The sequence below is a fragment of the Pseudomonas sp. X4 genome, from assembly GCF_040784925.1.
In the GTDB taxonomy this organism is placed as follows: Bacteria; Pseudomonadota; Gammaproteobacteria; order Pseudomonadales; family Pseudomonadaceae; genus Aquipseudomonas; species Aquipseudomonas putida_Z.
Window position 1 is genome coordinate 3,022,940 of record NZ_CP160798.1, and the last position, 24,671, is coordinate 3,047,610.

Here is a 24,671-nt window from a genome sequence, read left to right on the forward strand (position 1 = left end):
GTCATCCCTATGCAAGCTGTGCCAAGGCCTGGCGGAAGGCCGGCGGCAGGTTGTCACCAAAGCGCACCCGGCCATCGGCCTGGGTGAAGATGCCGGTGCGGGCCAGCCATGCCTCGAACTCCGGCCCGGGCTTCAGGCCCAGGGTCTGGCGCGCGTACAGCGCGTCGTGGAACGAGGTGGTCTGGTAGTTGAGCATGATGTCGTCGGAGCCGGGGATGCCCATGATGAAGTTGATCCCGGCCACGCCCAGCAGGGTCAGCAGGGTGTCCATGTCGTCCTGGTCGGCTTCGGCGTGGTTGGTGTAGCAGATGTCGCAACCCATCGGCACTCCCAGCAGCTTGCCGCAGAAGTGGTCTTCGAGGCCGGCGCGGATGATCTGCTTGCCGTTGTACAGGTACTCCGGGCCGATGAAACCGACCACGGTGTTGACCAGGAACGGCTTGAAGTGGCGGGCCACGGCATAGGCGCGGGTTTCACAGGTCTGCTGGTCGACGCTGTGGTGGGCGTTGGCCGACAGCGCGCTGCCCTGGCCGGTTTCGAAGTACATCAGGTTCTGCCCGAGGGTGCCGCGTTTCAGCGAAAGGCCCGCTTCGTAGCCTTCCTGCAGCACGTTCAGGTTGATGCCGAACCCGGCGTTGGCCGCCTCGGTGCCGGCGATGGACTGGAACACCAGGTCCAGTGGCACGCCACGGTTGATCGCCTCGATCGAGGTGGTGACGTGGGTCAGCACGCAGGCCTGGGTGGGGATGTCGTAGCGCTGGATGATGGCGTCGAGCATTTCCAGCAGGGCGCAGATCGAGGCGATGCTGTCGGTGGCCGGGTTGATGCCGATCATGGCGTCGCCGTTACCGTACAGCAGGCCGTCGAGAATGCTGGCGGCGATGCCGGCCGGCTCGTCGGTGGGGTGGTTGGGCTGCAGCCGGGTCGACAGGCGCCCGCGCAGGCCCATGGTGCCACGGAACCGGGTGACCACGCGGATCTTCTGTGCCACCAGCACCAGGTCCTGCACGCGCATGATCTTCGACACCGCGGCGGCCATTTCCGGCGTCAGCCCGGGTGCCAGGTTGCGCAGGCTGTCCTCGTTGGCCTCTTCGCTCAGCAGCCAGTCGCGCAGGCCACCCACGGTCAGGTGGCTGACCGGGGCGAAGGCCTGGGCATCGTGGGTGTCGATGATCAGGCGTGTTACCTCATCATCTTCGTAAGGGATCAGCGCTTCGTTGAGGAAATGCGTCAGCGGGATATTGGCCAGGGCCATCTGCGCGGCGACCCGTTCGCCGTCATTGCTGGCCGCGACGCCCGCCAGGTAGTCCCCCGAGCGGGCGGGGCTGGCCTTGGCCATCACTTCCTTGAGGCTGTCGAAGCGGTAGACCAGGTGGCCGACCGTGTGTACGAAACTTGCCATACAGACTCTCCAGAGCCGCGGGTTGCCCCGCGGCGGGTGGCGGCGATCAGTGCAAGGCCTCTTCGGCCTTCTGGATCGCGGCGAATTCCTCTTCCGGTGTACCCGCGACCAGGTGGTGGCGGCTGTAGAAAGCAAAGTAGGCAATTAATACCGCATAGATCACTGCGGCGCCAATCACCACCCGTGGGTCGACCAGGAAACCGGCGACCACGGCGATGCAGGCCAGTACCAGTGCCAGGCCCGAGGTGAAGATGCCACCGGGGGTGCGGTATGGGCGCTCCATCTTCGGCCGGCGGATGCGCAGGGTGATGTGCGCGGCCATCATCAGCACGTACGACAGGGTAGCGCCGAACACCGCCACCAGGATCAGCAGGTCACCCTGGCCGGTCAGCGACAGGGCAAAGCCGATGATCCCGGGGATGATCAAGGCCAGTACCGGGGCCTTGCTCTTGTTGGTTTCCGACAGCTTGCGCGGCAGGTAACCGGCGCGGGACAGGGCGAAGATCTGCCGGGAGTAGGCGTAGATGATCGAGAAGAAGCTGGCGATCAGCCCGGCCAGGCCGACCAGGTTGACGAAGCCGCCCATCCAGGTGCTGCCGCCGTAGGCTTTGGACAAGGCTTCTACCAGCGGGTTGCCGGACGCTTTCAGTGCTTCGGAGCCTGCGCCGCCCGGGCCGACCACCAGGATCAGCAGGGCGAAGGCCAGCAGCACCAGCATGGCGCCGATCAGGCCGCGTGGCAGGTCACGCTTGGGGTTCTTGGTTTCTTCGGCAGCCAGCGGCACGCCCTCTACGGCGAGGAAGAACCAGATGGCATAGGGGATGGCCGCCCACACGCCGACATAGCCGAACGGCAGGAAGCTGCTGGCGCCCACGGCGTCCGTTTTGGCGATGTCGAACAGGTTGGCTGCATCAAAATGGGGCACCATGCTCACCAGGAACACGGCCAGGGCGATGGCGGCGATGGCGGTGATGATGAACATCAGCTTCAACGCCTCACCCACGCCAAAGATGTGGATGCCGATGAACACGATGTAGAACGCCAGGTAGATCATCCAGCCGCCGATGCCGAACAGTGACTGGCAGTAGGCGCCGATGAACACCGCGATGGCGGCGGGGGCGATGGCGTACTCGATGAGGATCGCCGTCCCGGTGAGGAAGCCGCCCCAGGGGCCGAAGGCGCTGCGGGCAAAGCCGTAGCCGCCGCCTGCGGTGGGGATCATCGACGACAGTTCGGCCAGCGAGAAGCACATGCACAGGTACATGGTGGCCATCAGCAGGGTGGCGAGGAACATGCCGCCCCAGCCGCCCTGGGCCAGGCCGAAGTTCCAGCCGGCATAGTCGCCGGAGATGACGTAGGCCACGCCCAGGCCGACCAGCAGGACCCAGCCGGCGGCACCTTTTTTCAGTTCACGTTGCTGGAAATAGTCCGAGCCGACTTTTTCGAAGTCGACGGAAGAGCCTGCCGGCGAGCCGGCGGAATGATCGCTTGGCATAGATTCACCTGTTGTTTTTCTTGGTGGCCGGACGGGTTCCGGGCCGATGGTGATGGGTACTGCAGGAAGCGAGCCAGAGCGGTTGGTGCTCTGGATATTGTGTTTGCAGGTCCGGCCTCATCGCCGGCAAGCCGGCTCCCACAGGTACTGCACAGGTCTGGAATCCCCTGCGATCCCTGTGGGAGCTGGCTTGCCGGCGATGGGCTGCAAAGCAGCCCCGAGGCCATCCCAGGTTTAGAAGAAGCCCAACGGATTGATGTCGTAGCTCACCAGCAGGTTCTTGGTCTGCTGATAGTGGTCGAGCATCATCTTGTGGGTCTCACGCCCGACCCCCGACTTCTTGTAGCCACCGAACGCGGCATGCGCCGGGTACAGGTGGTAGCAGTTGGTCCACACGCGCCCGGCCTTGATCCCACGGCCCATGCGGTAGGCACGGTTGATGTCGCGGGTCCACACGCCGGCACCCAGGCCGAACTCGGTGTCGTTGGCGATTGCCAGGGCTTCGGCTTCGTCCTTGAAGGTGGTGACGCTGACCACCGGGCCGAAGATTTCTTCCTGGAACACGCGCATCTTGTTGTTGCCCTTGAGCAGGGTCGGCTGGATGTAGTAACCGGTGGCCAGCGAGCCTTCCAGTTTCTCGACCTTGCCGCCGGTCAGCAACTCGGCGCCTTCCTTCTGGGCGATGTCGAGGTACGACAGGATCTTCTCGAACTGCTGTTGCGAGGCCTGGGCGCCGACCATGGTGTCGGTGTCCAGCGGGTCGCCGCGCTTGATCTGCAGCACCTTCTTCATCACCACTTCCATGAACTGCGGGTAGATCGACTCCTGTACCAGTGCCCGTGACGGGCAGGTGCATACCTCGCCCTGGTTGAAGAACGCCAGCACCATGCCTTCGGCCGCCTTCTCGATGAAGCTTGGCTCGGCTTGCATGATGTCTTCGAAATACACGTTCGGCGACTTGCCGCCGAGTTCGACGGTGGACGGGATGATGTTCTCGGCGGCGCACTTCATGATGTGCGAGCCGACCGGAGTCGAGCCGGTGAAAGCGATCTTGGCGATGCGCTTGCTGGTGGCCAGTGCTTCACCGGCTTCGCGGCCAAAGCCTTGCACCACGTTGAGCACGCCTTTTGGCAGCAGGTCACCGATCACTTCCAGCAGCACGGTGATGCCCAGCGGGGTCTGTTCGGCCGGCTTGAGCACCACGCAGTTGCCGGCGGCCAGTGCCGGGGCGAGTTTCCAGGCGGCCATCAGGATCGGGAAGTTCCACGGGATGATCTGCCCGACCACGCCCAGTGGCTCATGGATGTGATAGGCCACGGTGCCTTCGTTGATTTCCGCGGCGCCGCCTTCCTGGGCGCGGATGCAGCCAGCGAAGTAGCGGAAGTGGTCGACCGCCAGCGGAATGTCGGCATTGAGGGTTTCGCGGATCGGCTTGCCGTTGTCCCAGGTTTCGGTAATGGCCAGCAGTTCGAGGTTCTGCTCGATACGGTCGGCGATCTTCAGCAGAACGTTGGAGCGGTCCTGCACTGAAGTGCGGCCCCAGGCGTCGGCCGCAGCGTGGGCGGCATCCAGGGCTTTATCGATGTCTTCGGCAGTGGAGCGAGGGAATTCAGCGATCAGCTTGCCATTCACCGGGGAGGTATTTTCGAAGTACTGCCCCTTTACCGGAGGAACGAACTCACCACCGATGTAGTTGCCGTAGCGGCTCTTGAAGGAAACCTTCGCGCCTTCGGTACCGGGATGTGCGTAACGCATGGTGTGTCTCCTGGCTATTGTGTTTGTTAGGGAGTTGGAAAGCGTAGAGCAAAGGTTGGGCCAGCGTTTCGAGCACCAGGCAAATCAATGACTTGGCTCGGTTCTTTGGGCCTGGCCCACGGTCGCTGTGCCAGCGCCGGTACGCGCGGGGGTGACACTTTGTGCCATTTGCGACACGTAACCGGAGGGTGCATTGCAAAGCCTTCCCGGGTGGAGGATGCTGGCGGGACTCTCTATCTGCGGAGAACTACAACAATGCAGAGCAATCATTTCAGTCGCCATGCCCAGCAAGTCCATACCGTCGCCCATGGTGGGGCCGGGGAGGGCGGCAGTGACCCGTCCATCGCCCGCTCCTGGCTGCGCTGCCTGGAGGACTACCACCTCGACCCGTCGGTGATCGAGGCCCCGGTGGTGCTCGAGCATGGGCGCCTGCTGGAAAGCCGCGAGCGCCTGCGCCAGGTGCTGCAGATTGCCGACCATGAAATGAACAGCCTGCACCAGCAGCTTTCCGGGGCCGGTCATGCGGTGCTGCTGACCGATGCCCGTGGGGTGATCCTCAATTGTGTCAGCGCGCCGACCGAGCGGCGCAGCTTCGAGCGCGCCGGCCTGTGGTTGGGCGCTGACTGGAGCGAGGCGCGCGAGGGCACCAACGGCATCGGCACCTGCCTGGTCGAACGCCAGGCGCTGACCATTCACCAGAACGAGCACTTCCGTGGTCGCCACACCGGCCTGACCTGCTCGGCCAGCCCGGTGTTCGACCCGCATGGCGAGCTGCTGGCAGTGCTGGATGTGTCTTCGGCGCGGCCCGACGTTTCCCGCCAGAGCCAGTTCCACACCATGGCCCTGGTCAACCTGTCGGCGAAGATGATCGAAAGCTGCTACTTCCTGCGCCATTTCGAACAGCAATGGCTGCTGCGTTTTCACCTGCAGGCCGAGTCGGTCGGCCTGTTCAGCGAAGGCCTGCTGGCGTTCGACGGTGACGGGCGCATCTGCGCCGCCAACCAGAGCGCGCTGAACCTGCTGGGCACGGTGCGTGGTGGCGTGCTGGGCAAACCGCTGGAGCGCTTTTTCGCTTGCAGCCACGACGAACTGTTCAGCCGCGCCACGCCCGGTGGCAGCACGGCCTGGCCGCTGCATACCCTGGACGGGCGCCAGGTGTTCGCCAGCCTGCGTGGCCAGGCGCGCGCACCGGTGTGGTCGGTGCCGGCTGCCCAGCCGCGACCCGCACGGGAAGTGGAACCGCTTATCTGCCTGCTCGACCCGGCCTTGCAGAACGACTTCCGCCGCAGCGTGCGGGTGTTCGAGCGCGATGTGCCGCTGTTGCTGCGCGGCGAGACCGGCTGTGGCAAGGAGGCCTTTGCCCAGGCCGTGCACCAGGCCAGCGAGCGGCGCGGCAAGCCGTTCGTTGCCATCAACTGCGCCTCGATCCCGGAGAGCCTGATCGAGAGCGAACTGTTCGGCTACCGCGGCGGCAGCTTTACCGGTGCGCGCAAGGAAGGCATGCGCGGCAAGCTGCTGCAGGCCGATGGCGGCACCTTGCTGCTGGACGAGATTGGCGACATGCCACTGGCCCTGCAAACCCGCCTGCTGCGCGTGCTGGAGGAGCGCCAGGTGGTGCCGATCGGTGGCGAGCCGCAGGCGGTCGACGTGCGCATTGTCAGCGCTACCCACCGTGACCTGCTGGAACGGGTGGAGCAGGGCAGTTTCCGCGAGGACCTGTATTACCGGCTGAATGGCCTGGAAGTGGCATTGCCTGCGGTGCGCGAGCGCAGTGACAAGGCGCAGTTGCTGGACTTTCTGCTGCGTCAGGAGGCGCAGGGAGAACCGATCGATATCGAGCCCAGGGCGCGGCAGGCACTGCTCGACTTCGCCTGGCCGGGCAACGTGCGGCAGATGCGCAACGTGCTGCGTACCCTGGTGGCACTTTGCGAAGACTCCCGGATCGTGTTCCCTGATCTCCCCGCCATTGTTCGCGAGGGCTTCGCCCTCGATCGCCGGCAAGCCAGCTCCCACCTCGATCGCGGTGGCTTCAGGCCATGTGCAATCCCTGTGGGAGCCGGCTTGCCGGCGATAGGGCCAGGGCAGGTAGCACAAGACAGTTGCTCCCTCAGGGTGAATGGGGCTTTCGAAGCTGGTGCTGTACCTGTGGGAGCTGGCTTGCCGGCGATAGGGCCTGCCGCGTTGGAGGATGCCGAGCGCCATGCGCTGCTGGCGACCTTGGAGGCAAAACACTGGCACCTCACCCGTGTCGCCGAGCACTTGGGCATCAGCCGCAATACCTTGTATCGAAAACTGCGCAAACACGGCATCACCAGGGCCGACTGAGCGAAACATCTGGTGCGATTTGTCGCGCCCTGGGCTACCCTGCCTCGATGTTTTGCGAGGTCGACCATGCATATTCACATTCTCGGTATTTGCGGCACTTTCATGGGCTCGCTGGCGGTGCTGGCCAAGGAACTTGGCCACCGCGTCACCGGCTCGGACGCCAACGTCTATCCCCCGATGAGCACCCAGCTCGAAGCTCAGGGCATCGAGCTGACCCAAGGCTATGACCCGGCCCAGCTGGATCCGGCACCAGACCTGGTGGTCATCGGCAATGCCATGTCGCGTGGCAACCCGGCGGTGGAATACGTGCTGAACAAGGGCCTGCCCTATGTTTCCGGCCCGCAGTGGCTGGCCGACCACGTGTTGCAGGGCCGCTGGGTGCTGGCCGTTGCCGGTACCCACGGCAAGACCACGACCAGCAGCATGCTGGCCTGGGTGCTGGAACATGCCGGCATGAGCCCGGGCTTCCTGATTGGCGGTGTGCCGCAGAACTTTTCGGTGTCGGCGCGCCTGGGCGATACGCCGTTCTTCGTGGTCGAAGCCGACGAATACGACAGCGCCTTCTTCGACAAGCGCTCGAAGTTCGTCCACTACCACCCGCGCACGGCGATCCTCAACAACCTTGAGTTCGACCATGCGGACATTTTCCCCGACCTGGCCTCGATCGAGCGGCAGTTCCACCACCTGGTGCGCACCATCCCTAGCGAAGGCCTGGTCATCCACCCCACCACCGAGCTGGCGCTGGAACGGGTGATCGGCATGGGTTGCTGGACCCCGGTGCAGACCACCGGTGAAGGTGGCCAGTGGCAAGCCCGTCTGCTCAGCCCCGACGGCTCGCGCTTCGAAGTGCTGTTCGACGGCGAAGCGCAGGGCGTGGTGGACTGGGCGCTGACTGGCCAGCACAACGTCGCCAACGCCCTGGCTACCCTGGCAGCGGCGCGCCATGTAGGCGTGGTGCCAGCCATGGGCATCGAAGGCCTGAGCGCCTTCAAGAGCGTCAAGCGGCGCATGGAGAAGGTTGCCGAAGTGCAGGGCGTGACCATCTACGATGACTTCGCCCACCACCCGACCGCCATCGCCACCACCCTCGACGGCCTGCGCAAGCGCGTCGGCGAGGCCCCGGTGATCGCCGTGATCGAGCCGCGCTCCAACTCGATGAAGCTCGGTGCCCACCGTGACGGCCTGCCGGAAAGCGTCAACGACGCCGACCAGGTGATCTGGTACGCCCCGGCCAACCTTGGCTGGGACCTGGCTGCCACCGCCGCGCAATGCAAAGTGCCCAGCGTGGTGGCCGACAGCCTCGAAGCGATCATCGAGCGGGTCAAGGGCCAGGCCCGCCCAGGCACCCATGTAGTGATCATGAGCAACGGCGGCTTCGGTGGCCTGCACGGCAAGCTGGCCGAGGCACTCAAGTGAGCGGGCCGGAACGCATCACCCTGGCCATGACGGGCGCCTCTGGCGCCCAGTATGGCCTGCGCCTGCTCGACTGCCTGGTGCGTGAGGATCGCGAGGTGCACTTCCTGATCTCCAAGGCCGCGCAACTGGTGATGGCTACCGAGACGGACGTGGTGCTGCCGGCCAAGCCACAGGCGATGCAGGCCTTTCTCACCGAATATACCGGCGCTGCCGACGGGCAGATTCGCGTGTATGGCAAGGAGGACTGGATGTCGCCGGTGGCCTCGGGCTCCGGCGCCCCGGCGGCAATGGTTGTGGTGCCTTGTTCCACTGGCACCTTGTCGGCGATTGCCACTGGTGCCTGCAACAACCTGATCGAACGTGCTGCCGACGTTACCCTCAAGGAGCGTCGCCAGCTGATCCTGGTGCCGCGCGAGGCGCCGTTCTCCACCATCCACCTGGAGAACATGCTCAAACTGTCGCAGATGGGCGCGGTGATCCTGCCGGCGGCGCCGGGCTTTTATCACCAGCCGCAGACCATCGACGACCTGGTCGACTTCGTGGTGGCGCGCATTCTCAACCTGCTGAACATTCCCCAGGACATGTTGCCGCGCTGGGGTGAGCACCACTTCGGGGTGGATGATTGAAGCGAGCGCTGGCGGGTTTGCTGGCGCTGGTGCTGCTTGGTGGCTGCGCCACGGTGCGCACTCTGGATGCAAACAAGCCCGGGGCACCGGTGGTGTATGCCGGTACCCGGTTGGACTTGTATGTGATCAATGGCGGGTGCTGCCCGCGGGATCATTACGGGGCTGATGCGCCGGCGTATCCCGGGCTGGACCTGCCGGGGAGCATGTTGCTCGATACCCTGTTGCTGCCGTTGTCTTTGCTGACAGCGGCCGGTGTAGGCTTCCAGGCCACCGGCGGCCTGTAAGGGCCCTTTCGCGGGTAAACCCGCTCCCACAGGTACTGCACCAGGTCTGAAATCGATGCAAATCCTTGTGGGAGCGGGTTTACCCGCGAAGAGGCCCTGGCAGGTAAAGCCTAATTCTTGCCCAACCTGCGCAACTCATCCGACTCCACAATCCGCACCCCGTCCTCTTCCTCCAGCGCCAGCCGCCACAGCGCCCGGGCCAAGGTACAAGCCTCGATCCCCCGATACTTCCCGGGTATCAGCTTGGCAAACGGCGAAGCCAACTGTTCGCTGAGCCGCGGCTCGACCCGCTCGCCCAGCAGCAACGATGGCCGCACGATGGTCAGCTGCGGCCAATCCTGGGCCTTGAGTGCCTCTTCCATCTCGCCCTTGACCCGGTTGTAGAAAACCGTCGATTTCGGGTCGGCGCCCAACGCACTGACCACCAGCAGATGCCGTGCGCCCAACTCCCGGGCGCGCTTGCTGAACGCCACCACCATGTCCAGGTCCACCGCGCGGAAGGCCGATTCGGAACCGGCCTGCTTCAGCGTGGTGCCCAGGCAGCAGTAGGCGATATCGACCCGCCCGGCCAGCTGTGGAAGGAACACCGCCGGGTCGCCTACCGGGTTTTCCAGGTGCGGGTGTTCGGCCAGTGGCCGGCGGGTTGGCGCCAGTACGCGGGTGATGGTGGGCTCGTTGAGCAGGCGGTCTAGCAGGTGTTCACCTGTCAGACCCGTGGCACCGGCAAGCAGGACATGCTGAGGCGTCAAATACATGATGTCTCTCCCTTGTTACACACAAGCTTAGTGGTTGCGTGGCGTTTGCGCCTGTTCCCCCACGTTGGCCTGTGTGGCGTTACGCAATGCTTCTTCGGCCTGTTGCCTGCGCAGGTGCTGCCAGTGCTCAAGCACATTCGGCGGCGCCCACAGCTGCGGTTCGGAGGCCTCGAAACCTTCCCTTTGTTCTCTTTCGGCAACGCTGGCGCGCGCCAGTTCAAACGCCTGTTTCAGGTCGTCGGTCTGGTTCAGCGCTTCGGCGAACAGGGCATCGCCGAAGTAGGTGAAATCGGCTTCTTCCGAGCAACCGAAGGACACGCGGTCGGCCCGGGCAGCGGTCATGATCAGCGTGCGCTCATCCTTGAGCGGGGCGATATAGCCCCCTGAATAGCACGCGGATATGACAATGACCTTGTCGCGGTCCTTCAGCGGTGCCAGGGCGCTGGCGAGTTCGTCGGCGGACAGGTCGGCCAACTGCAGGCGCGGCTGGTCGAACACCAGCTGGTGGTCGTGGCTGCCATGGCTGGTGAGGTAGATGAACACCAGGTCTTCGGGGCCGCTGCGCTCGGCCAGGGTTCGGGCGGCGCGGGTAAGGTTTTCACGCGTGGCCATGGGGCGGGTGGTCATGTGATCGCGGTGGTTGACCAAGGTCACCTGGCCACGGGCGCCAAAGCGCACCTTGAGCATGTTGCTGACGTAGTCGGCTTCGCGCATGAACACGCTCTGCTGGCCATCGCCGCCCACCACCAGGCTGTACAGCTGGACTGCTGGCGCCGACCGCGGTACCCGGGCCAGCGCTTCGTCCAGCAAACGGCCCTGGTTGAGCAGCGCCAGGTCCAGCGGGTCGGGCAACAGTTTGCCGTTCTGGTCCCGTACGCGCACGCCGTTGCTCCAGGTGCCGCTTTCGACCTTGCCGTTGGTCATGATCAGCCGACCCTGGCCGTGGTAGGCATCGTTGAGGAAGCCACCGATGTACTTGCTGCCGTCGGCCAGTTGCAGGCTGCCCTGGCCCGACAGGCGCCAGTCGGCGAAGGTGCCCTTGTAGTGGCTGCCATCGCTGCCCAGCAGTTCGCCTTCGCCGACCAGCGAGCCGTCCTTGAATTCGCCGATCCACACATCACCATCGGCATTTTCGTAGCGGCCACGGCCTTCCAGGCGGTTGTCCTTGAACTCACCGATGTACTGCTCGCCGTCGACGCTGTCGTAGGTGCCGCTGCCTTCCAGCTGGCCGTTGATGAAGTGGCCGCTGAACTGGTTGCCGCTGGCATCGCTGCGCACCCCGGCACCGTTGGGCTTGCCCTTGGCGAACAGGCCCTGGTAGCGGCTGCCGTCGGCCAGTTCCAGCTCGCCGGCGCCTTCGTACAGGTCGTCCTTGAACTGGCCGCGGTAGGTCTGGTCGGCTTGCTTGAGGGTGCCTTCGCCGTCGCGGCGGCCGTGGCTGAAAGTGCCGGCATAGTGGCTGCCCGGGGTGTTCAGCTCACCCAGCCCCTGGAACAGCCCTGCGGCGAACTGGCCGCGGTACACCTCGCCGTTGCGGCCGTGCCATTCGCCCTGGCCGTGCCATTGGCCGTCCTTGAAGGTACCGGCGTACCAGCTGCCGTTGGGGTAGTCGATCCGTCCCTCGCCTTGCAGCAGGCCATCGACCACCTGCCCCCGGTACCGCCCACCGTCAGGCAGGCGCGCGTCCGGCGGGAGCAGCGATTCGCCATCGCCGCAGGCGGCGAGCAGCAGGACCAGGGTGACGGGGAGCAGTGAACGCATGGCGAGAACCGGGCAATAGGTCTGCCGAGTATGACGCAGAATGGGATCCTGAAACAGCGAAGGCATGTGCTGGCGCAGCTCTCGAGCCTGCACTGCATCCAAAGCTGGCACGGAACCTGTGGAAGCGGGCGTGCCCGCGAACACCGGCGAAGCCGGTGCCAGGCACCGTGTGGTCTTCTTCGCGGGTGAACCCGCTCCCACAGGTATTGCGGTGAATTTCAGCTTTGCGCAATACCTGTGGGAGCGGCTTTAGCCGCGAACACCGGCGAAGCCGGTGCCAGGCACCGCGTCGCCTGCTTCGCGGGTGAACCCGCTCCCACAGGTATTGCGGTGACCTTCAGCTTTGCGCAATACCTGTGGGAGCGGCTTTAGCCGCGAACACCGGCGAAGCCGGTGCCATGTACCGTGTGGCTTTCTTCGCGGGTGAACCCGCTCCCACAGGTATTGCGGTGACCTTCAGCTTTGCGTAATACCTGTGGGAGCGGCTTTAGCCGCGAACACCGGCGAAGCCGGTGCCAGGCACCGTGTGGTCTTCTTCGCGGGTGAACCCGCTCCCACAGGTATTGCGGTGACTTTCCAGTTTGCGTAATACCTGTGGGAGCGGCTTTAGCCGCGAACACCGGCGAAGCCGGTGCCAGGCACCGCGTCGCCTGCTTCGCGGGCACGCCCGCTCCCACAGGTTCCGTGTTGCCTTTGAGGTGCAATCAGCGCACGCCCGGCGAAACGATGATCTTCACGTTCTCCTCCTTGTTGTTGACCAACTCCTCGAAGCCCAGCTCGACAATCTGCTCCAGCCCGATCCGCCCGGTCACCAGCGGGCGAATGTCCAGCCTGCCGTCAGCGATGAAGGCAATCACATCGGCAAACTCGCCGTTGTACGCCAACGCTCCCAGCACCTGCTTTTCGGTGGACACCAGTTCGAAGAAGTTGAACTCGCTAGGCTCCTCGAATATCCCCACCAATACGCACTTGCCCGCCTTGCGGATGGTGTCGATAGCCAGCTTGGCCGTGTGCTTGTTGCCGATGCATTCAAAACTCACATCCGCCCCCAGCCCGGCCGTCAGCTTGCGGATTTCCGCCAGGGCGTCGCACTGGCTGGGGTCCAGCACCACGCTGGCGCCAACCTCTTTGGCCTTGGCCTTGCGTGCCGAGGACATTTCCAGGGCGATCACCTGCGCCGCGCCAGCCGCCTTGGCACACATGATGGTGCACAGGCCGATGGTGCCGGCGCCGACCACCACCACCGTCTGACCAAGCAGACTGCCGGCCTTCTTTACCGCATGCATGCCCACCGCCAGCGGTTCGATCAGCGCCCCGGCCTCTGCCGGGAAACCCTGCGGCAGCCGGTACAGCAGGTTGGCGGGCACGTTGACCAGTTCGGCAAAGGCGCCGTTGTTCATCAGGCCGGTGAAGGCCAGGCGCTCGCAGATGTTGTACAGGCCGTGGGTGCAGTAGTAGCAGGTGCCGCAATGCTGGCAGGCGTCCGCAGCCACCGGGTCACCGATGGCAAAACCTTCCACGCCTTCACCCAGCTTGGCGATCTGGCCGCAGAACTCGTGGCCGAGGATGCACTGGCCCTGGATGCCGGTCAGCGGGTGTGGTGCCTCCACCGGGATGAATACCGGGCCGGCGACGTATTCGTGCAGGTCGGAGCCGCAGATGCCGCACCAGTCCACCTTGATCTGTACCCAGCCGGGCGCAGGGTCGGCCGGCAGGGGCACCTGTTCGACGCGAATATCATTGCGGCCATGCCAAACGGCGGCACGCATGTGGGTGTGGCTCAGGTCATTCATTGTTGTTCTCCAGGCTCACGGAAAGGGCTTAGTGCTTGCGCAGGAACGCGAGCAGTTGCTGGTTGACCTGTTCGGCCGCCTCCATCTGCACCATGTGCCCAGCCTCGGGCAGCACCAGCACTTCAGCCTCCAGCCCTTCGGCATGGCTGGCCGGGATGATCGCGTCCTTGCCGCCCCACACCACCAGGGCCGGGTGCTGCCCCAGTACCCCGCGCAGGTCGTGGCGCTGCCGGTCGCCGTCGGCGATGGCGGATGCCAACAGGCGCAACGCGTCGTCCACCCCTTCCAGGCGCTTGAACTTGAGCATGTCCTCCAGCATCTGCCGGGTGACCAGTGCCGGGTCGGCAAACAGCTGCACCATCTGCGGCTTGAGGGCATTGCGGTTGGTGGCAGCGACGAAGCCTTGCAGGTACTGCCCGTTGATCGCCTCGCCCAGCCCGGCACTGGCCACCAGGGTCAGGCTGGCCACCCGTTGCGGCGCCAGGCGCGCCACGTTCAGGCTGACCGCGCCGCCCATGGAGTGGCCGGCCAGGTGGGCCTTGGCGATGTCCAGGTGGTCGAGCAGGGCCAGCACGGTTTCGCTCAACTCATCCAGGTCGCCCCGTTGCAGGGCCTTGGCCGACTCGCCATGGCCCGGCAGGTCGAGGGCGATCACCCGTCGCTCGGCAGCCAGCGCCGGGTGGTTGAACAGCCAGTTGTTGAGGTCGCCGCCAAAACCGTGCACCAACACCAGTGGCGTGCCGCCTTCGCCCAGCTCGAACCAGCGCAGCAGGCGGCCCCCCACTTGCGCCTTCTGCGGGGCCGGCCCCTGGGCCTGGTCGGCGCCACCCTCGGCGACGAACTCGGCCTGGAAGCGCTGCACCACGGCATCGATTTCAGCTTCTTCGGCTTCGCCTTCCACCACCACCGCCAGCAGGGCACCGACCGGCAGGGTTTCATCAGGCCTGGCCACCTGGCGGCGCAACACTCCGCTGAACGGGGCTTCGACGCTGCTGCTGATCTTGTCGGTCTCGACGTCCAGCACCTCGTCGCCCTTGTTGATTTCGTCACCTTCCTGTTTCAGCCAGGTGTCCACCCGGCCCTCGGTCATCGACAGGCCCCACTTGGGCATGGTCAGGGTATGGATCTGGCTCATGCGGCACTCCTTGCGGCTTCGATCACTTTGCGTACCGCAGCCTCGATCTTCGCCGCGTCAGGGATGTACAGGTCTTCCAATGCATCGGAGAACGGCACGGGAGTATGCGGGGCGGTGACCATTTCGATCGGGCCCTTGAGCGCGCCGAAGGCCTTCTGTGCCACCAGCGCGCTGATGTCGGTGGCCATGGAGCAACGCGGGTTGGCTTCGTCGATCACCACCAGGCGGCCGGTCTTTTCCACGCTTTCCAGGATGCTGTCCTCGTCCAGCGGGCTGGTGGTGCGCAGGTCCAGCACCTCGCAGTCGATACCCTGGCGGGCCAGGTTGTTGGCTGCTTCCAGCGCCACATGCACCATGCGGCCATAGGTGACCAGGGTCACGTCGTCACCATCGCGCAGGAAGTTGGCTTCGCCAAACGGCACGGTGTAGACCTCTTCCGGCACCTCGCCTTGCATGCTGTAGAGCAGCTTGTGCTCGCAGAAGATCACCGGGTCGTTGTCGCGGATCGCCTGAATCAACAGGCCCTTGGCATCGTACGGCGAGGACGGGCAGACCACCTTCAGGCCGGGAATGTGCGTCCACAGCGAGGTGAGCATCTGCGAGTGCTGGGCCGCCGCGCGCAGGCCGGCGCCGTACATGGTGCGCATCACCAGCGGGGTGACCGCCTTGCCGCCGAACATGTAGCGGAACTTGGCGGCCTGGTTGAGGATCTGGTCCAGGCAGCAGCCGGCGAAGTCGACGAACATCAGCTCGCACACCGGGCGCAGGCCCTGGGTGGCAGCACCGACGGCGGCGCCGACGTAGCCGATTTCCGACAGCGGCGCGTCGAGCACGCGCCCCGGGAACTGATGGTAAAGACCCTTGGTCACGCCCAGCACGCCACCCCAGGCGTCATCCTCGCCGGGGGCACCGGCGCCGCCGGCAACGTCTTCGCCAATGATGAACACCGTGTTGTCGCGGCGCATTTCCTGGGCCAGGGCTTCGTTGATGGCCTGCTGGTAGCTGATCTTTCTTGCCATGGTGATTCTCCTGTTGTTCTTGTAATCCGCGGCTCAGGGGTAGGCGACGTAGACGTCGGTGAGCAGGTCGGCGGGCTGTGGCTTGGGATCGGACTTGGCGCGGCGCACGGCGTCTTCGATCAGGTCCTCGACGCGAGCGTCGATGGCGTCCAGTTGCGCAGCCGTGAGCAGGCCGGCGCGGGTGGTCTTGTTGCGGAACTGCATGAGGCAGTCGCGGGATTCGCGCAGGTTCTTCACTTCGTCCGGGGCGCGGTAGGTTTGTGCATCGCCTTCGAAATGGCCGTAGTAGCGGCTGAGCTTGACCTCGATCAGCGATGGGCCTTGCCCGGAGCGTGCACGTTCGATGGCAGCACCGGCGGCCTCGTACACGGCAAAGAAATCGAAACCGTCGATGGTGACACCGGGCATGCCGAACCCGGCGGCGCGGTCGGCGATATGGTCGCAGGCAACCGACCAGGTCGAGGCGGTGGCTTCGGCGTAGCCGTTGTTCTCGGCCACGAAGATGCACGGCAGGTTCATGATCGAGGCCATGTTCATGGCTTCGAACACGGCGCCTTCGTTGGAAGCACCATCGCCGAAGAAGGCCACCGACACATCGTCGCTGCCCTTGATCTTGGCCGCCAGCCCGGCCCCGGCTACCAGCGGTGCACCGGCACCGACGATGCCGTTGGCGCCGAGCATGCCTTTTTCCAGGTCGGCGATATGCATCGAACCGCCCTTGCCACCGCACACGCCGGTCTTCTTGCCGTAGATTTCGGCCATCATGCCGTACACATCCACGCCCTTGGCGATGCAGTGGCCATGACCGCGGTGGGTCGAGGCGATGCAGTCGCTGTCGCGCAGGTGGGCCATGACCCCGGCCGCGGAAGCCTCTTCGCCGGCATACAGGTGGACGAAGCCGGGGATCTCGCCGGTGGCGAACTCCACGTGCAGGCGTTCTTCGAAGGCGCGGATGGTGCGCATCACTTCATAGGCATGCAGCAATTGTTCGGTACTGAGTTGATTGGACATCTTGTTGTTCTCCAGGGTTGTCTCAACACGGGTTTGCAGGGTGCAACCGGTGGCCGCGCGGTACGGCCAGCAGGTGATGGCGGGCGGCATGCGCCAGCACGGCCTCGACATCCACGCTCAACGGGCCTTGGTGATCGAGGGTGATGGTTGGGGTGTCGTGCTCGGCGAATTCGATTTCGCGCTCGCCGTCCAATGCCAGGGTGCCGCTGGCCAGGCTCAGGCGATGGGCTACGCCGGGCGTCAGTGGGCCGCTGGCGGTGATGCCGCAGCCTTGCAGCAGGCCGGGTGCCAGTGGTGCGAGCAGCGCCTGCTCGGCGCCGGGGTTCAGGCGTACCCAGGCGCCGTGCGGGTGCTGGCGCGAGACTGGGCACCACAGGCCGCACAGGGCCGAGAGGCCAATGGCATGGGGTTCAGCGAAACAGGCGAAGACTTCACAAAGGTCCTCGCTGCGGCTCAGTGCCCGAGCGCCGATGAAGCGCTGGGGCGACACCGCCACCTCCACCAGGGCCCATTCGGCAAGCTGTTGTTCGGGCACCTTCACCAGCAGGCGCTTGTTGCGGCGCAGGCCGATGCTGGCCGGTACCCGGCCGCTGGCAAGCAGGCCGCCGGCCAGGCCGGCGCTGGTGGCTTCGCGCAGTTCGGGGAAGGCATTGTTGGTGCCGGTGGACAAGGTCAGCAGCGGTACGTCACCGGCCTCGGCAGCAACTGCCTTGTGGGTGCCGTCGCCGCCGAGCACGGCGATCATCGCCACACCGCGTTCGACCATGCGGCGGGTGGCCAGGCGGGTATCGGCAACGGTCTGGGTCAGCGGCAGGTCGAGTATTTCGATGGCCGGCCAGTGCTGGTCACGGGCGACCGGGCCCTGGCTGGCCTTGAGCACGGCGGCGGCAATGCCGGTCATGTCGCTGGGCAGCAGCACCTGGCCGATGCCGGTGGCACCGAAGGCGGCCAGCAGGCGCTGGATCGCCGAAGCCTTGTCGGTGCTCGAATAGAGCCCGGCGTTGGCGGTCAGGCGGCGCAGGTCGCGGCCAGAGGCAGGGTTGGCAATGATCCCGACGGTCGGGGCGGGTAGCGGCATGGCGCACCTCGTATTCTTGTTTGCCAGGGCTGGAGCAAGCGCGGTGCCAGCTTCTTCTGAGTTGGCTGAAGTGCCTGAAGTAGAGCGGCTTCATTGCGCTTCTGCAGGTGCTGATGGTTCTGCTGGCGAGACGCCCGGTGCCAGTGCGGGCCCGACGTTGCCGAGACGCTGAGACGCTGCGTCTCAAGCGGGCCGGTAATCACGCAGTGCTTGTCGGGGCATGCCCGGAAGCGCTTAATGGCCGGACAACGATAAAAACAGCAACGAGAACCGGAGGGCCTGAATGCTTGCCGCGAACTCCCGAGCCCATGTCGACTGCGTCAGCAGGGTGCTGAAGAATGCCGACCGCCTGCCGCAGGCGCCGGTGCCACCGCTGATCCTCGATTCATGGCGCCGTTCCATGGAGCTGTACCGCCTCGACCCCGGGTCCCAGCAGGGGCCGCGCATCCTGTCCCAAAGCCTGCTCAACGAATGCCGCGAGCGCGCCGAACTGTTCCTGCGTATCGCCAGCGATGCCGTGGCCCGCCTGCATGAGCGGGTGCGCGGTGCCGACTACTGCGTGCTGCTCACCGACGCCTTGGGGCGCACCATCGATTACCGGGTCGAGTCGGCCATCCGCAACGACTGCCGCAAGGCCGGGCTGTACCTGGGCACCTGCTGGTCGGAGGGCGAGGAGGGCACCTGCGGTGTGGCGGCGGTGTTGACCAGCAAGGCGCCGGTCACGGTGCACAAGCGCGACCACTTCCGCGCTGCGTTCATTGGCCTGACCTGTACGGCGGCACCGGTGTTCGACCCGTTGGGCGAGTTGCTGGGCGTGGTGGATGTCTCGGCCTTGCAGTCGCCGGACGACCGCCGCAGCCAGCACCTGATCCGCCAACTGGTCGAGCAGACTGCCCGCGAGATCGAAAATGCCTTCTTCATGCACAGTGCCCAGGGCCATTGGGTGATGCGTGCCCATGGCACGCCGGGCTATGTGGAAAGCCAGCCCGACTACCTGCTGGCCTGGGATGGCGATGGCCGCCTGCAGGCGATCAACAGCCTGGCGCGCCAGCGGCTGGTGGAGCAATTGGGGCGTTTGCCCGAGCACATTGGCGAGCTGTTCGACATGGACCAGCTGCGCCGCGTGAACGCATCGTCCGCTCAACGCCTGCCGGGCCTGGGTGGGCTGTACGGCCGGGTCAGCGCACCCCGCCAGCGCCAGCGTGCGCAGCCGTTGCGCCAGGCCCAGGACGCCCGCATCGAGCAGCATCTGCGCCTGGCCACGCGGGTCAAGGACTGCAACCTGGCGGTGCTTGTGCAAGGCGAGACGGGGGCCGGCAAAGAGGTATTCGCCCGCCAGCTGCATCAGCAAAGCCTGCGTCGCGATGGCCCGTTCGTCACCCTGAACTGCGCGGCGATTCCGGAAAGCCTGATCGAGAGCGAGCTGTTCGGCTATGTGGCCGGGGCCTTCACCGGGGCTTCCAGCAAAGGCATGCAGGGGCTGTTGCAGCAGGCCGATGGCGGCACGCTGTTCCTCGACGAAATAGGCGACATGCCGCTGAACCTGCAAACCCGGTTGCTGCGCGTGCTGGCCGAGGGTGAAGTGGCGCCGCTGGGCGCGGCGCGGCGGGAGCGGGTGGATATCCAGGTGATTTGCGCGACCCACCGTGATTTGGCAGCGATGGTGGAGGATGGGCGTTTTCGTGAGGACCTGTACTTCCGCCTGGCCAATGCCCGCTTCGAGTTGCCGCCGCTGCGCGAGCGTGAGGACCGCTTGGGGTTGATTCACCAGTTGCTGGCCGAGGAGGCCGAGGCCTGCGGGGTCGAGGTGGTGTTGGCGGATGATGCGCTGCAGGCGCTGCTGGTTTACCGCTGGCCGGGGAACTTGCGCCAGCTGCGGCAGGTGTTGCGCTATGCCTGTGCGGTAAGCGAGGGCGGGCGGGTACAGGTGCAGGACCTGCCGCAGGAAGTACGCGGCGAGGTGGTCGCTTCGGCAGAAAGCAGCATGTCTTGTCCGGCCCGGCAGTTGCTGCTGGATGCGCTGATCCGCCATCGCTGGAAGCCGGCCGATGCGGCGCGGGCTTTGGGGATATCGCGGGCGACCTTGTACCGGCGGGTGCATGAGCACCACATCGAGATGCCGCGCATGAAGGGGTAGGGCCCGGGGGCTGCTTTGCAGCCCAATCGCCGGCAAGCCAGCTCCCACCTCGACCGCATAGACCTCAAGCCGTGTGCAATCCCTGTGGGAGCTGGCTTGCCGGCGATGAGGCCCTGACAGGCAATAAAAAACCCCGGCACAAGTCCGGGGTTTCGGTACATCACACTACGCGATCACTCCTGGCTAGCCAGTTTGTGCTCGAGGTAGTGAATGTTGACGCCGCCTTTGCAGAAACCTTCATCACGCACCAGGTCGCGGTGCAGCGGGATGTTGGTCTTGATGCCGTCGACGACGATCTCGTCCAGGGCATTGCGCATGCGCGCCATGGCTTCGTCGCGGTCCTTGCCGTAGGTGATCAGCTTGCCGATCAGCGAGTCGTAGTTCGGCGGAACCGAGTAACCGCTGTACAGGTGCGAATCCACACGCACGCCGTTGCCGCCCGGGGCGTGGAAGTGCTTCACCTTGCCTGGGCTCGGGATGAACTTCTTCGGGTCTTCGGCGTTGATACGGCATTCCAGCGCATGGCCACGGATGACCACGTCCTCCTGGCGGAACGACAGCTTGTTGCCAGCGGCGATGCTCAGCATCTCCTTGACGATGTCGATACCGGTCACCATCTCCGACACCGGGTGCTCAACCTGCACGCGGGTGTTCATCTCGATGAAGTAGAAGCGGCCGTTCTCGTACAGGAACTCGAAAGTACCCGCACCACGGTAGCCGATCTCGATGCACGCATCGACGCAGCGCTTGAACACTTCCTGACGGGCTTTCTCGTCGATGCCCGGGGCTGGCGCTTCTTCCAGTACCTTCTGGTGACGGCGCTGCAGCGAGCAGTCACGGTCGCCCAGATGGATGGCGTTGCCCTGGCCGTCGGACAGTACCTGTACTTCCACGTGACGTGGGTTGGTCAGGAACTTCTCCAGGTAGACCATCGGGTTGCCGAAGGCTGCACCGGCTTCGGTACGGGTGAGCTTGGCCGAGGAAATCAGGTCCTCTTCCTTGTGCACCACGCGCATGCCGCGACCACCACCGCCACCGGCGGCCTTGATGATCACCGGGTAGCCGACGTCACGAGCAATCGCCAGGGCGACTTCTTCATCTTCCGGCAGCGGGCCATCGGAGCCCGGCACGGTCGGTACGCCCGACTTGATCATCGCGTCCTTGGCCGAAACCTTGTCGCCCATCAGGCGAATGGTGTCGGCTTTCGGGCCGATGAAGGCGAAACCGGATTTTTCCACCTGCTCGGCGAAGTCGGCGTTTTCCGCCAGGAAGCCGTAGCCCGGGTGGATCGCGGTGGCGCCGGTCACTTCGGCGGCAGCGATGATCGCCGGGATATGCAGGTAGGAATCCTTGGACGATGCAGGGCCGATGCAGACCGACTCGTCTGCCAGGCCCAGGTGCATCAGTTCACGGTCGGCAGTGGAGTGCACGGCGACGGTCTTGATGCCCAGCTCTTTGCAGGCACGCAGGATCCGCAGGGCAATTTCCCCGCGGTTGGCGATCAGGACTTTTTCGAGCTTCCCAGACATCGTTGGCTCTCCGCGATTCAAACGACGGTGAACAGCGGCTGGTCGAACTCAACCGGCTGGCCGTCTTCTACCAGGATGGCGTCGATGACACCGCCAACATCGGCTTCGATGTGGTTCATCATCTTCATGGCTTCGACGATGCACAGGGTGTCGCCTTTCTTCACGCTCTGGCCAACTTCAGCGAAGTTCGGCGAGGTCGGCGAAGGCTTGCGGTAGAAGGTACCTACCATCGGCGAGCGGATCACGGTGCCTTTCAGGGCCGGGGCAGCGGCAGCGGCTTCAGCGGCCGGAGCGGCAGCGGCGACCGGGGCAGCAACAGGGGCAGCGGCTACCGGAGCCGGTGCGAAGTACTGCTGGGCAGCTGGGGTCTTGCTGTGACGGCTGATACGGACCGACTCTTCGCCTTCCTTGATCTCCAGTTCGTCGATGCCAGACTCTTCCAGCAGCTCGATCAGTTTCTTGACTTTACGGATATCCATTAATCATCAACTCCCAAAGGTTCGGTCAGGGGGCGAAATACAAAAAAACGTATCTGAAACGTTTCTCTCGAACCCTGGCCCACTGAGGCCAGGGTTTTCATCATTTGGGCTGTGCGTTGGCAGCCAGTTGTTCCAGCGCGGACTCCAGGGCCAGGCGATAACCGCTGGCGCCCAGGCCGCAGATCACCCCTACGGCAACATCGGAAAAGTAGGAGTGGTGGCGGAACGGTTCGCGTTTGTGCACGTTGGACAAGTGCACTTCGATGAATGGGATGCTCACCGCAAGCAATGCGTCACGTAATGCGACGCTTGTGTGGGTGAAAGCAGCCGGATTGATCAGGATGAAGTCCACACCCTCGTTGCGTGCGGCGTGAATGCGGTCGATCAGTTCGTATTCGGCGTTGCTCTGCAGGTACTGCAGATGGTGGCCTGCGGCGCGGGCACGTTGCTCCAGGTCCTGGTTGATCTGGGCCAGGGACACGGCGCCGTAGTGGCCAGGCTCGCGGGTACCGAGCAGGTTGAGGTTGGGGCCGTGGAGCACCAGTAGCGTTGCCATCTGCGGATTCCTTGGATTTGTAGGGCAATTCGACACAGCGCGGCGAGTGTGCCGTAAAGCGACGGCAAGTGTCCAGTTCCCGGCAATAGCCAGCACGATGTCCGAGGTTCGCGCGAAGTATGTGACCAAATAATTAAATTCGGTCACTGATTTCAGGATTTTTCACAGCTCGCGGGAAGTTATAGACCGACTTTGCCGCGCACGCGTCTCAGAATTTGCGCGAATTCACCGGCATTTATCTCGCCAATGACCCGATCAGCGGTTATTTCGCTACCTTTCGCGGCAAAGAACAACAGGGCGGGAGGGCCGAACAGCTGGTAGCGGTCGAGCAGGCTGCGTTGTTCGGCATTGCTTTCGGTGATGTCGAAACGCAGCAGCTTGAAGCCAGCCAGTTGCGCTTGCACCTGTGGGGCGGTGAGCACCTCGCGCTCGATCACCTTGCAGCTGATGCACCAGTCGGCGTACCAGTCCAGCAGTACCGGCTGGCCGGCCGCCTTGGCCTGGGCCAGGGCTGCGTCCAGTGCGGCGGGGGTAGTGATGGTCTGCCAGCTATCCGCCTGCACCGCCGCCCCGTTGCCGGTGGCCACAAGGGTTGCCGGCGGCAGCGGGCGCAGTGGGTCGCCGTGGCCGCTGAGGGCGCCGTACCAGCAGGCCAGGGCGTACACCAGCAGGGCCAGGCCGAGCAATTGGGCCAGGCGCTGGCGCGCGGTCTTGACGACAAATTCGAGGGCACCGAGGAACAGCGCCACGCCAGCGGCGAGGAAACCGACCAGCAGCAAGGTCAGCGGGCCTGGCAGCACACGGCTGAGCAAACCGATGGCCAAGCCCAGCAGCAGGACGCCGATGGCGTTCTTCACCGAGTTCAGCCAAGGGCCGCTTTTCGGCAGCCAGGCCGCGCCACCGGTAGCCACCAGCAGCAATGGTGCGCCCATGCCCAGGCCCAGGGCGAACAGCTTGAGTGCGCCGCCCAGGGCATCGCCGCTGGCGCTGATGTACAGCAACGCACCGGCCAGCGGCGCCGACACACAGGGCGAAACCAGCAGGCTGGAGAGTACGCCCAGTATTGCCGCGCCCAGCAGCGAGCCGCCCCGGGTGTGGCTGGCGACATTGTTCAGGCGGTTGCTCAGGGCTTGCGGCAGTTTCAGTTCGAACAGGCCGAACATGGCCAGGGCGAACACCACGAAGAACAGCGCGAAGGGCACCAGCACCCAGGCCGACTGCAGGCGCGCCTGCAGGTTCAGGCCGGCGCCGAACAACCCCATCAGGGCGCCGAGCACCGCGAAGCTGGCTGCCATCGGCAGCACGTAGGCCAGCGACAGCGCCAGCCCGCGCAGGCCGCCGGCCTGGCCACGCAGCACCACGCCGGAGAGGATCGGCAGCATCGGCAGCACGCAGGGGGTGAACGTCAGGCCCACCCCGGCGAGGAAGAACAGCAGCAGCGACTTCCAGGTCCAGGCGTGTTCAGCGCTGGCCGGGGTGCTTGCGCCGCCTTCGCCATCGATACTCAGGCGTGCGGTTTCCGGGGGGTAGCACAGGCCTTTGTCAGCGCAGCCCTGGTAGCCCACCAGCAGGGTGAAGGCACGCGGGTCGTTGCGCGGCAGCTCGATATCGAGCACGCCGTGGTATACCTCGACATCACCGAAGAACTCATCGTGCTTGGCCTCGCCCTTGGGGATGTTTGGTGTGCCCAGGGCAATGTCGGCCGGTTCGGTGCGGAACTGGAAGCGGTGGCGATAGAGGTAGTAGCCGTCGGTAGCGACGAAGCGCAGCTTGATGGTTTGCGCATCGGCCTGGACCAGGCTGAGCTTGAAGGCCTCGTGTACCGGCAGGAAGTCGGCGTTGTTGGCCAGCGAAGCTGCGCCGAGGGTGGCGCTGGGGCGGTTGTCGAGCAGGCCCGTGGCGAAGGCAGGGCTGGCCAGCAGCAGGAACAGCAGGAAAAACAGGCGGCGCATGGCGGACTCGCGAGGTGGAACGTGCTGGGCATGATAGCGGAGTTGGTGCAGGTTGGGGCCATGCGGGTGGCGGGGGCGACACATGGCCGCTGGCTCATGTGCTGCCTGTGCCGGCCTCTTCGCGTGTAAACCCGCTCCCACAGGACCTGCTCCAACCTCGAGG

Annotated in this window: 19 protein-coding genes; 5 read left to right on the forward strand and 14 right to left on the reverse strand. The window is 64.9% G+C overall.

Going from position 1 to position 24,671, the window contains the following annotated elements; genetic code table 11:
* Positions 1-7: 7 nt before the first annotated feature.
* The 3 genes from ABX298_RS13450 to ABX298_RS13460 form a co-directional block, all read right to left on the reverse strand.
* On the reverse strand, positions 8-1,402 hold the full coding sequence (locus ABX298_RS13450) for an ethanolamine ammonia-lyase subunit EutB (protein ID WP_367393214.1): 1,395 nt from the start codon (positions 1,400-1,402) through the stop codon (positions 8-10).
* A 46-nt stretch (positions 1,403-1,448) separates the two neighbouring features.
* Positions 1,449-2,897, reverse strand: coding sequence for an ethanolamine permease (gene eat / locus ABX298_RS13455; protein WP_013970695.1), 1,449 nt, complete (start codon positions 2,895-2,897; stop codon positions 1,449-1,451).
* A 234-nt stretch (positions 2,898-3,131) separates the two neighbouring features.
* Entirely contained in the window at positions 3,132-4,652 is a 1,521-nt protein-coding gene (locus ABX298_RS13460; RefSeq protein ID WP_025337551.1) for an aldehyde dehydrogenase family protein, read from the reverse strand.
* Between the two features lie 255 nt (positions 4,653-4,907).
* Here ABX298_RS13460 and ABX298_RS13465 point away from each other — a divergent pair, with 255 nt between their 5' ends.
* From ABX298_RS13465 to ABX298_RS13480, 4 genes are all read left to right on the forward strand, one after another.
* Positions 4,908-6,977 (forward strand): sigma-54-dependent Fis family transcriptional regulator, encoded by a 2,070-nt coding sequence (locus tag ABX298_RS13465; protein ID WP_317410096.1) that lies wholly within the window; start codon positions 4,908-4,910, stop codon positions 6,975-6,977.
* A gap of 66 nt (positions 6,978-7,043) precedes the next feature.
* A complete protein-coding gene (mpl, locus tag ABX298_RS13470; protein WP_075044477.1) occupies positions 7,044-8,393 on the forward strand; it encodes a UDP-N-acetylmuramate:L-alanyl-gamma-D-glutamyl-meso-diaminopimelate ligase in 1,350 nt (449 codons plus the stop codon).
* On the forward strand, positions 8,390-9,019 hold the full coding sequence (gene ubiX / locus ABX298_RS13475) for a flavin prenyltransferase UbiX (protein ID WP_013970698.1): 630 nt from the start codon (positions 8,390-8,392) through the stop codon (positions 9,017-9,019). The genes mpl and ubiX overlap by 4 nt, the downstream gene beginning before the upstream one ends.
* A complete protein-coding gene (locus ABX298_RS13480; protein WP_025337554.1) occupies positions 9,016-9,303 on the forward strand; it encodes a YceK/YidQ family lipoprotein in 288 nt (95 codons plus the stop codon). The genes ubiX and ABX298_RS13480 overlap by 4 nt, the downstream gene beginning before the upstream one ends.
* A gap of 110 nt (positions 9,304-9,413) precedes the next feature.
* Here the strand turns inward: ABX298_RS13480 and ABX298_RS13485 are convergent, their stop codons facing one another.
* The 7 genes from ABX298_RS13485 to ABX298_RS13515 all read right to left on the reverse strand — a co-directional run bounded on the left by ABX298_RS13485 (position 9,414) and on the right by ABX298_RS13515 (position 17,855).
* Positions 9,414-10,058 (reverse strand): oxidoreductase, encoded by a 645-nt coding sequence (locus tag ABX298_RS13485; protein ID WP_367393215.1) that lies wholly within the window; start codon positions 10,056-10,058, stop codon positions 9,414-9,416.
* 27 nt (positions 10,059-10,085) lie between these two features.
* A complete protein-coding gene (locus ABX298_RS13490; RefSeq protein WP_367393216.1) occupies positions 10,086-11,819 on the reverse strand; it encodes a C13 family peptidase in 1,734 nt (577 codons plus the stop codon).
* 704 nt (positions 11,820-12,523) lie between these two features.
* Positions 12,524-13,588 (reverse strand): 2,3-butanediol dehydrogenase, encoded by a 1,065-nt coding sequence (locus ABX298_RS13495; RefSeq protein WP_286101856.1) that lies wholly within the window; start codon positions 13,586-13,588, stop codon positions 12,524-12,526.
* A gap of 52 nt (positions 13,589-13,640) precedes the next feature.
* Positions 13,641-14,747 carry an acetoin dehydrogenase dihydrolipoyllysine-residue acetyltransferase subunit gene (locus ABX298_RS13500; protein ID WP_075044483.1) on the reverse strand — a complete coding sequence of 369 codons (1,107 nt, stop codon included), beginning with the start codon at positions 14,745-14,747 and terminating at the stop codon, positions 13,641-13,643.
* Positions 14,744-15,766, reverse strand: coding sequence for an alpha-ketoacid dehydrogenase subunit beta (locus ABX298_RS13505; protein WP_013970705.1), 1,023 nt, complete (start codon positions 15,764-15,766; stop codon positions 14,744-14,746). The genes ABX298_RS13500 and ABX298_RS13505 overlap by 4 nt, the downstream gene beginning before the upstream one ends.
* Before the next feature lie 33 nt (positions 15,767-15,799).
* The gene (locus tag ABX298_RS13510) at positions 15,800-16,777 is read right to left on the reverse strand and encodes a thiamine pyrophosphate-dependent dehydrogenase E1 component subunit alpha (RefSeq protein WP_085592049.1); all 978 of its coding nucleotides are present in this window, start codon (positions 16,775-16,777) and stop codon (positions 15,800-15,802) included.
* A gap of 22 nt (positions 16,778-16,799) precedes the next feature.
* Complete coding sequence (locus tag ABX298_RS13515) at positions 16,800-17,855, reverse strand: ATP-NAD kinase family protein (protein ID WP_286100966.1); 1,056 nt, start codon at positions 17,853-17,855, stop codon at positions 16,800-16,802.
* Positions 17,856-18,138: 283 nt separating this feature from the next.
* On the opposite strand from ABX298_RS13515, the gene ABX298_RS13520 reads away from it, so the two are divergent.
* Positions 18,139-19,992, forward strand: a complete 1,854-nt coding sequence (locus ABX298_RS13520) for a sigma-54-dependent Fis family transcriptional regulator (RefSeq protein ID WP_367393217.1) — start codon at positions 18,139-18,141, stop codon at positions 19,990-19,992.
* A 173-nt stretch (positions 19,993-20,165) separates the two neighbouring features.
* Here the strand turns inward: ABX298_RS13520 and accC are convergent, their stop codons facing one another.
* The 4 genes from accC to ABX298_RS13540 all read right to left on the reverse strand — a co-directional run bounded on the left by accC (position 20,166) and on the right by ABX298_RS13540 (position 24,508).
* Positions 20,166-21,521: an acetyl-CoA carboxylase biotin carboxylase subunit gene (accC, locus tag ABX298_RS13525; RefSeq protein ID WP_003257054.1), complete on the reverse strand. Its 1,356-nt coding sequence runs from the start codon at positions 21,519-21,521 to the stop codon at positions 20,166-20,168.
* A 17-nt stretch (positions 21,522-21,538) separates the two neighbouring features.
* Positions 21,539-22,000, reverse strand: a complete 462-nt coding sequence (accB, locus tag ABX298_RS13530; protein ID WP_075044486.1) for an acetyl-CoA carboxylase biotin carboxyl carrier protein — start codon at positions 21,998-22,000, stop codon at positions 21,539-21,541.
* A gap of 100 nt (positions 22,001-22,100) precedes the next feature.
* On the reverse strand, positions 22,101-22,556 hold the full coding sequence (gene aroQ, locus ABX298_RS13535) for a type II 3-dehydroquinate dehydratase (RefSeq protein WP_367393218.1): 456 nt from the start codon (positions 22,554-22,556) through the stop codon (positions 22,101-22,103).
* Positions 22,557-22,735: 179 nt separating this feature from the next.
* Positions 22,736-24,508 carry a protein-disulfide reductase DsbD gene (locus tag ABX298_RS13540; protein WP_367393219.1) on the reverse strand — a complete coding sequence of 591 codons (1,773 nt, stop codon included), beginning with the start codon at positions 24,506-24,508 and terminating at the stop codon, positions 22,736-22,738.
* Positions 24,509-24,671 lie beyond the last annotated feature (163 nt).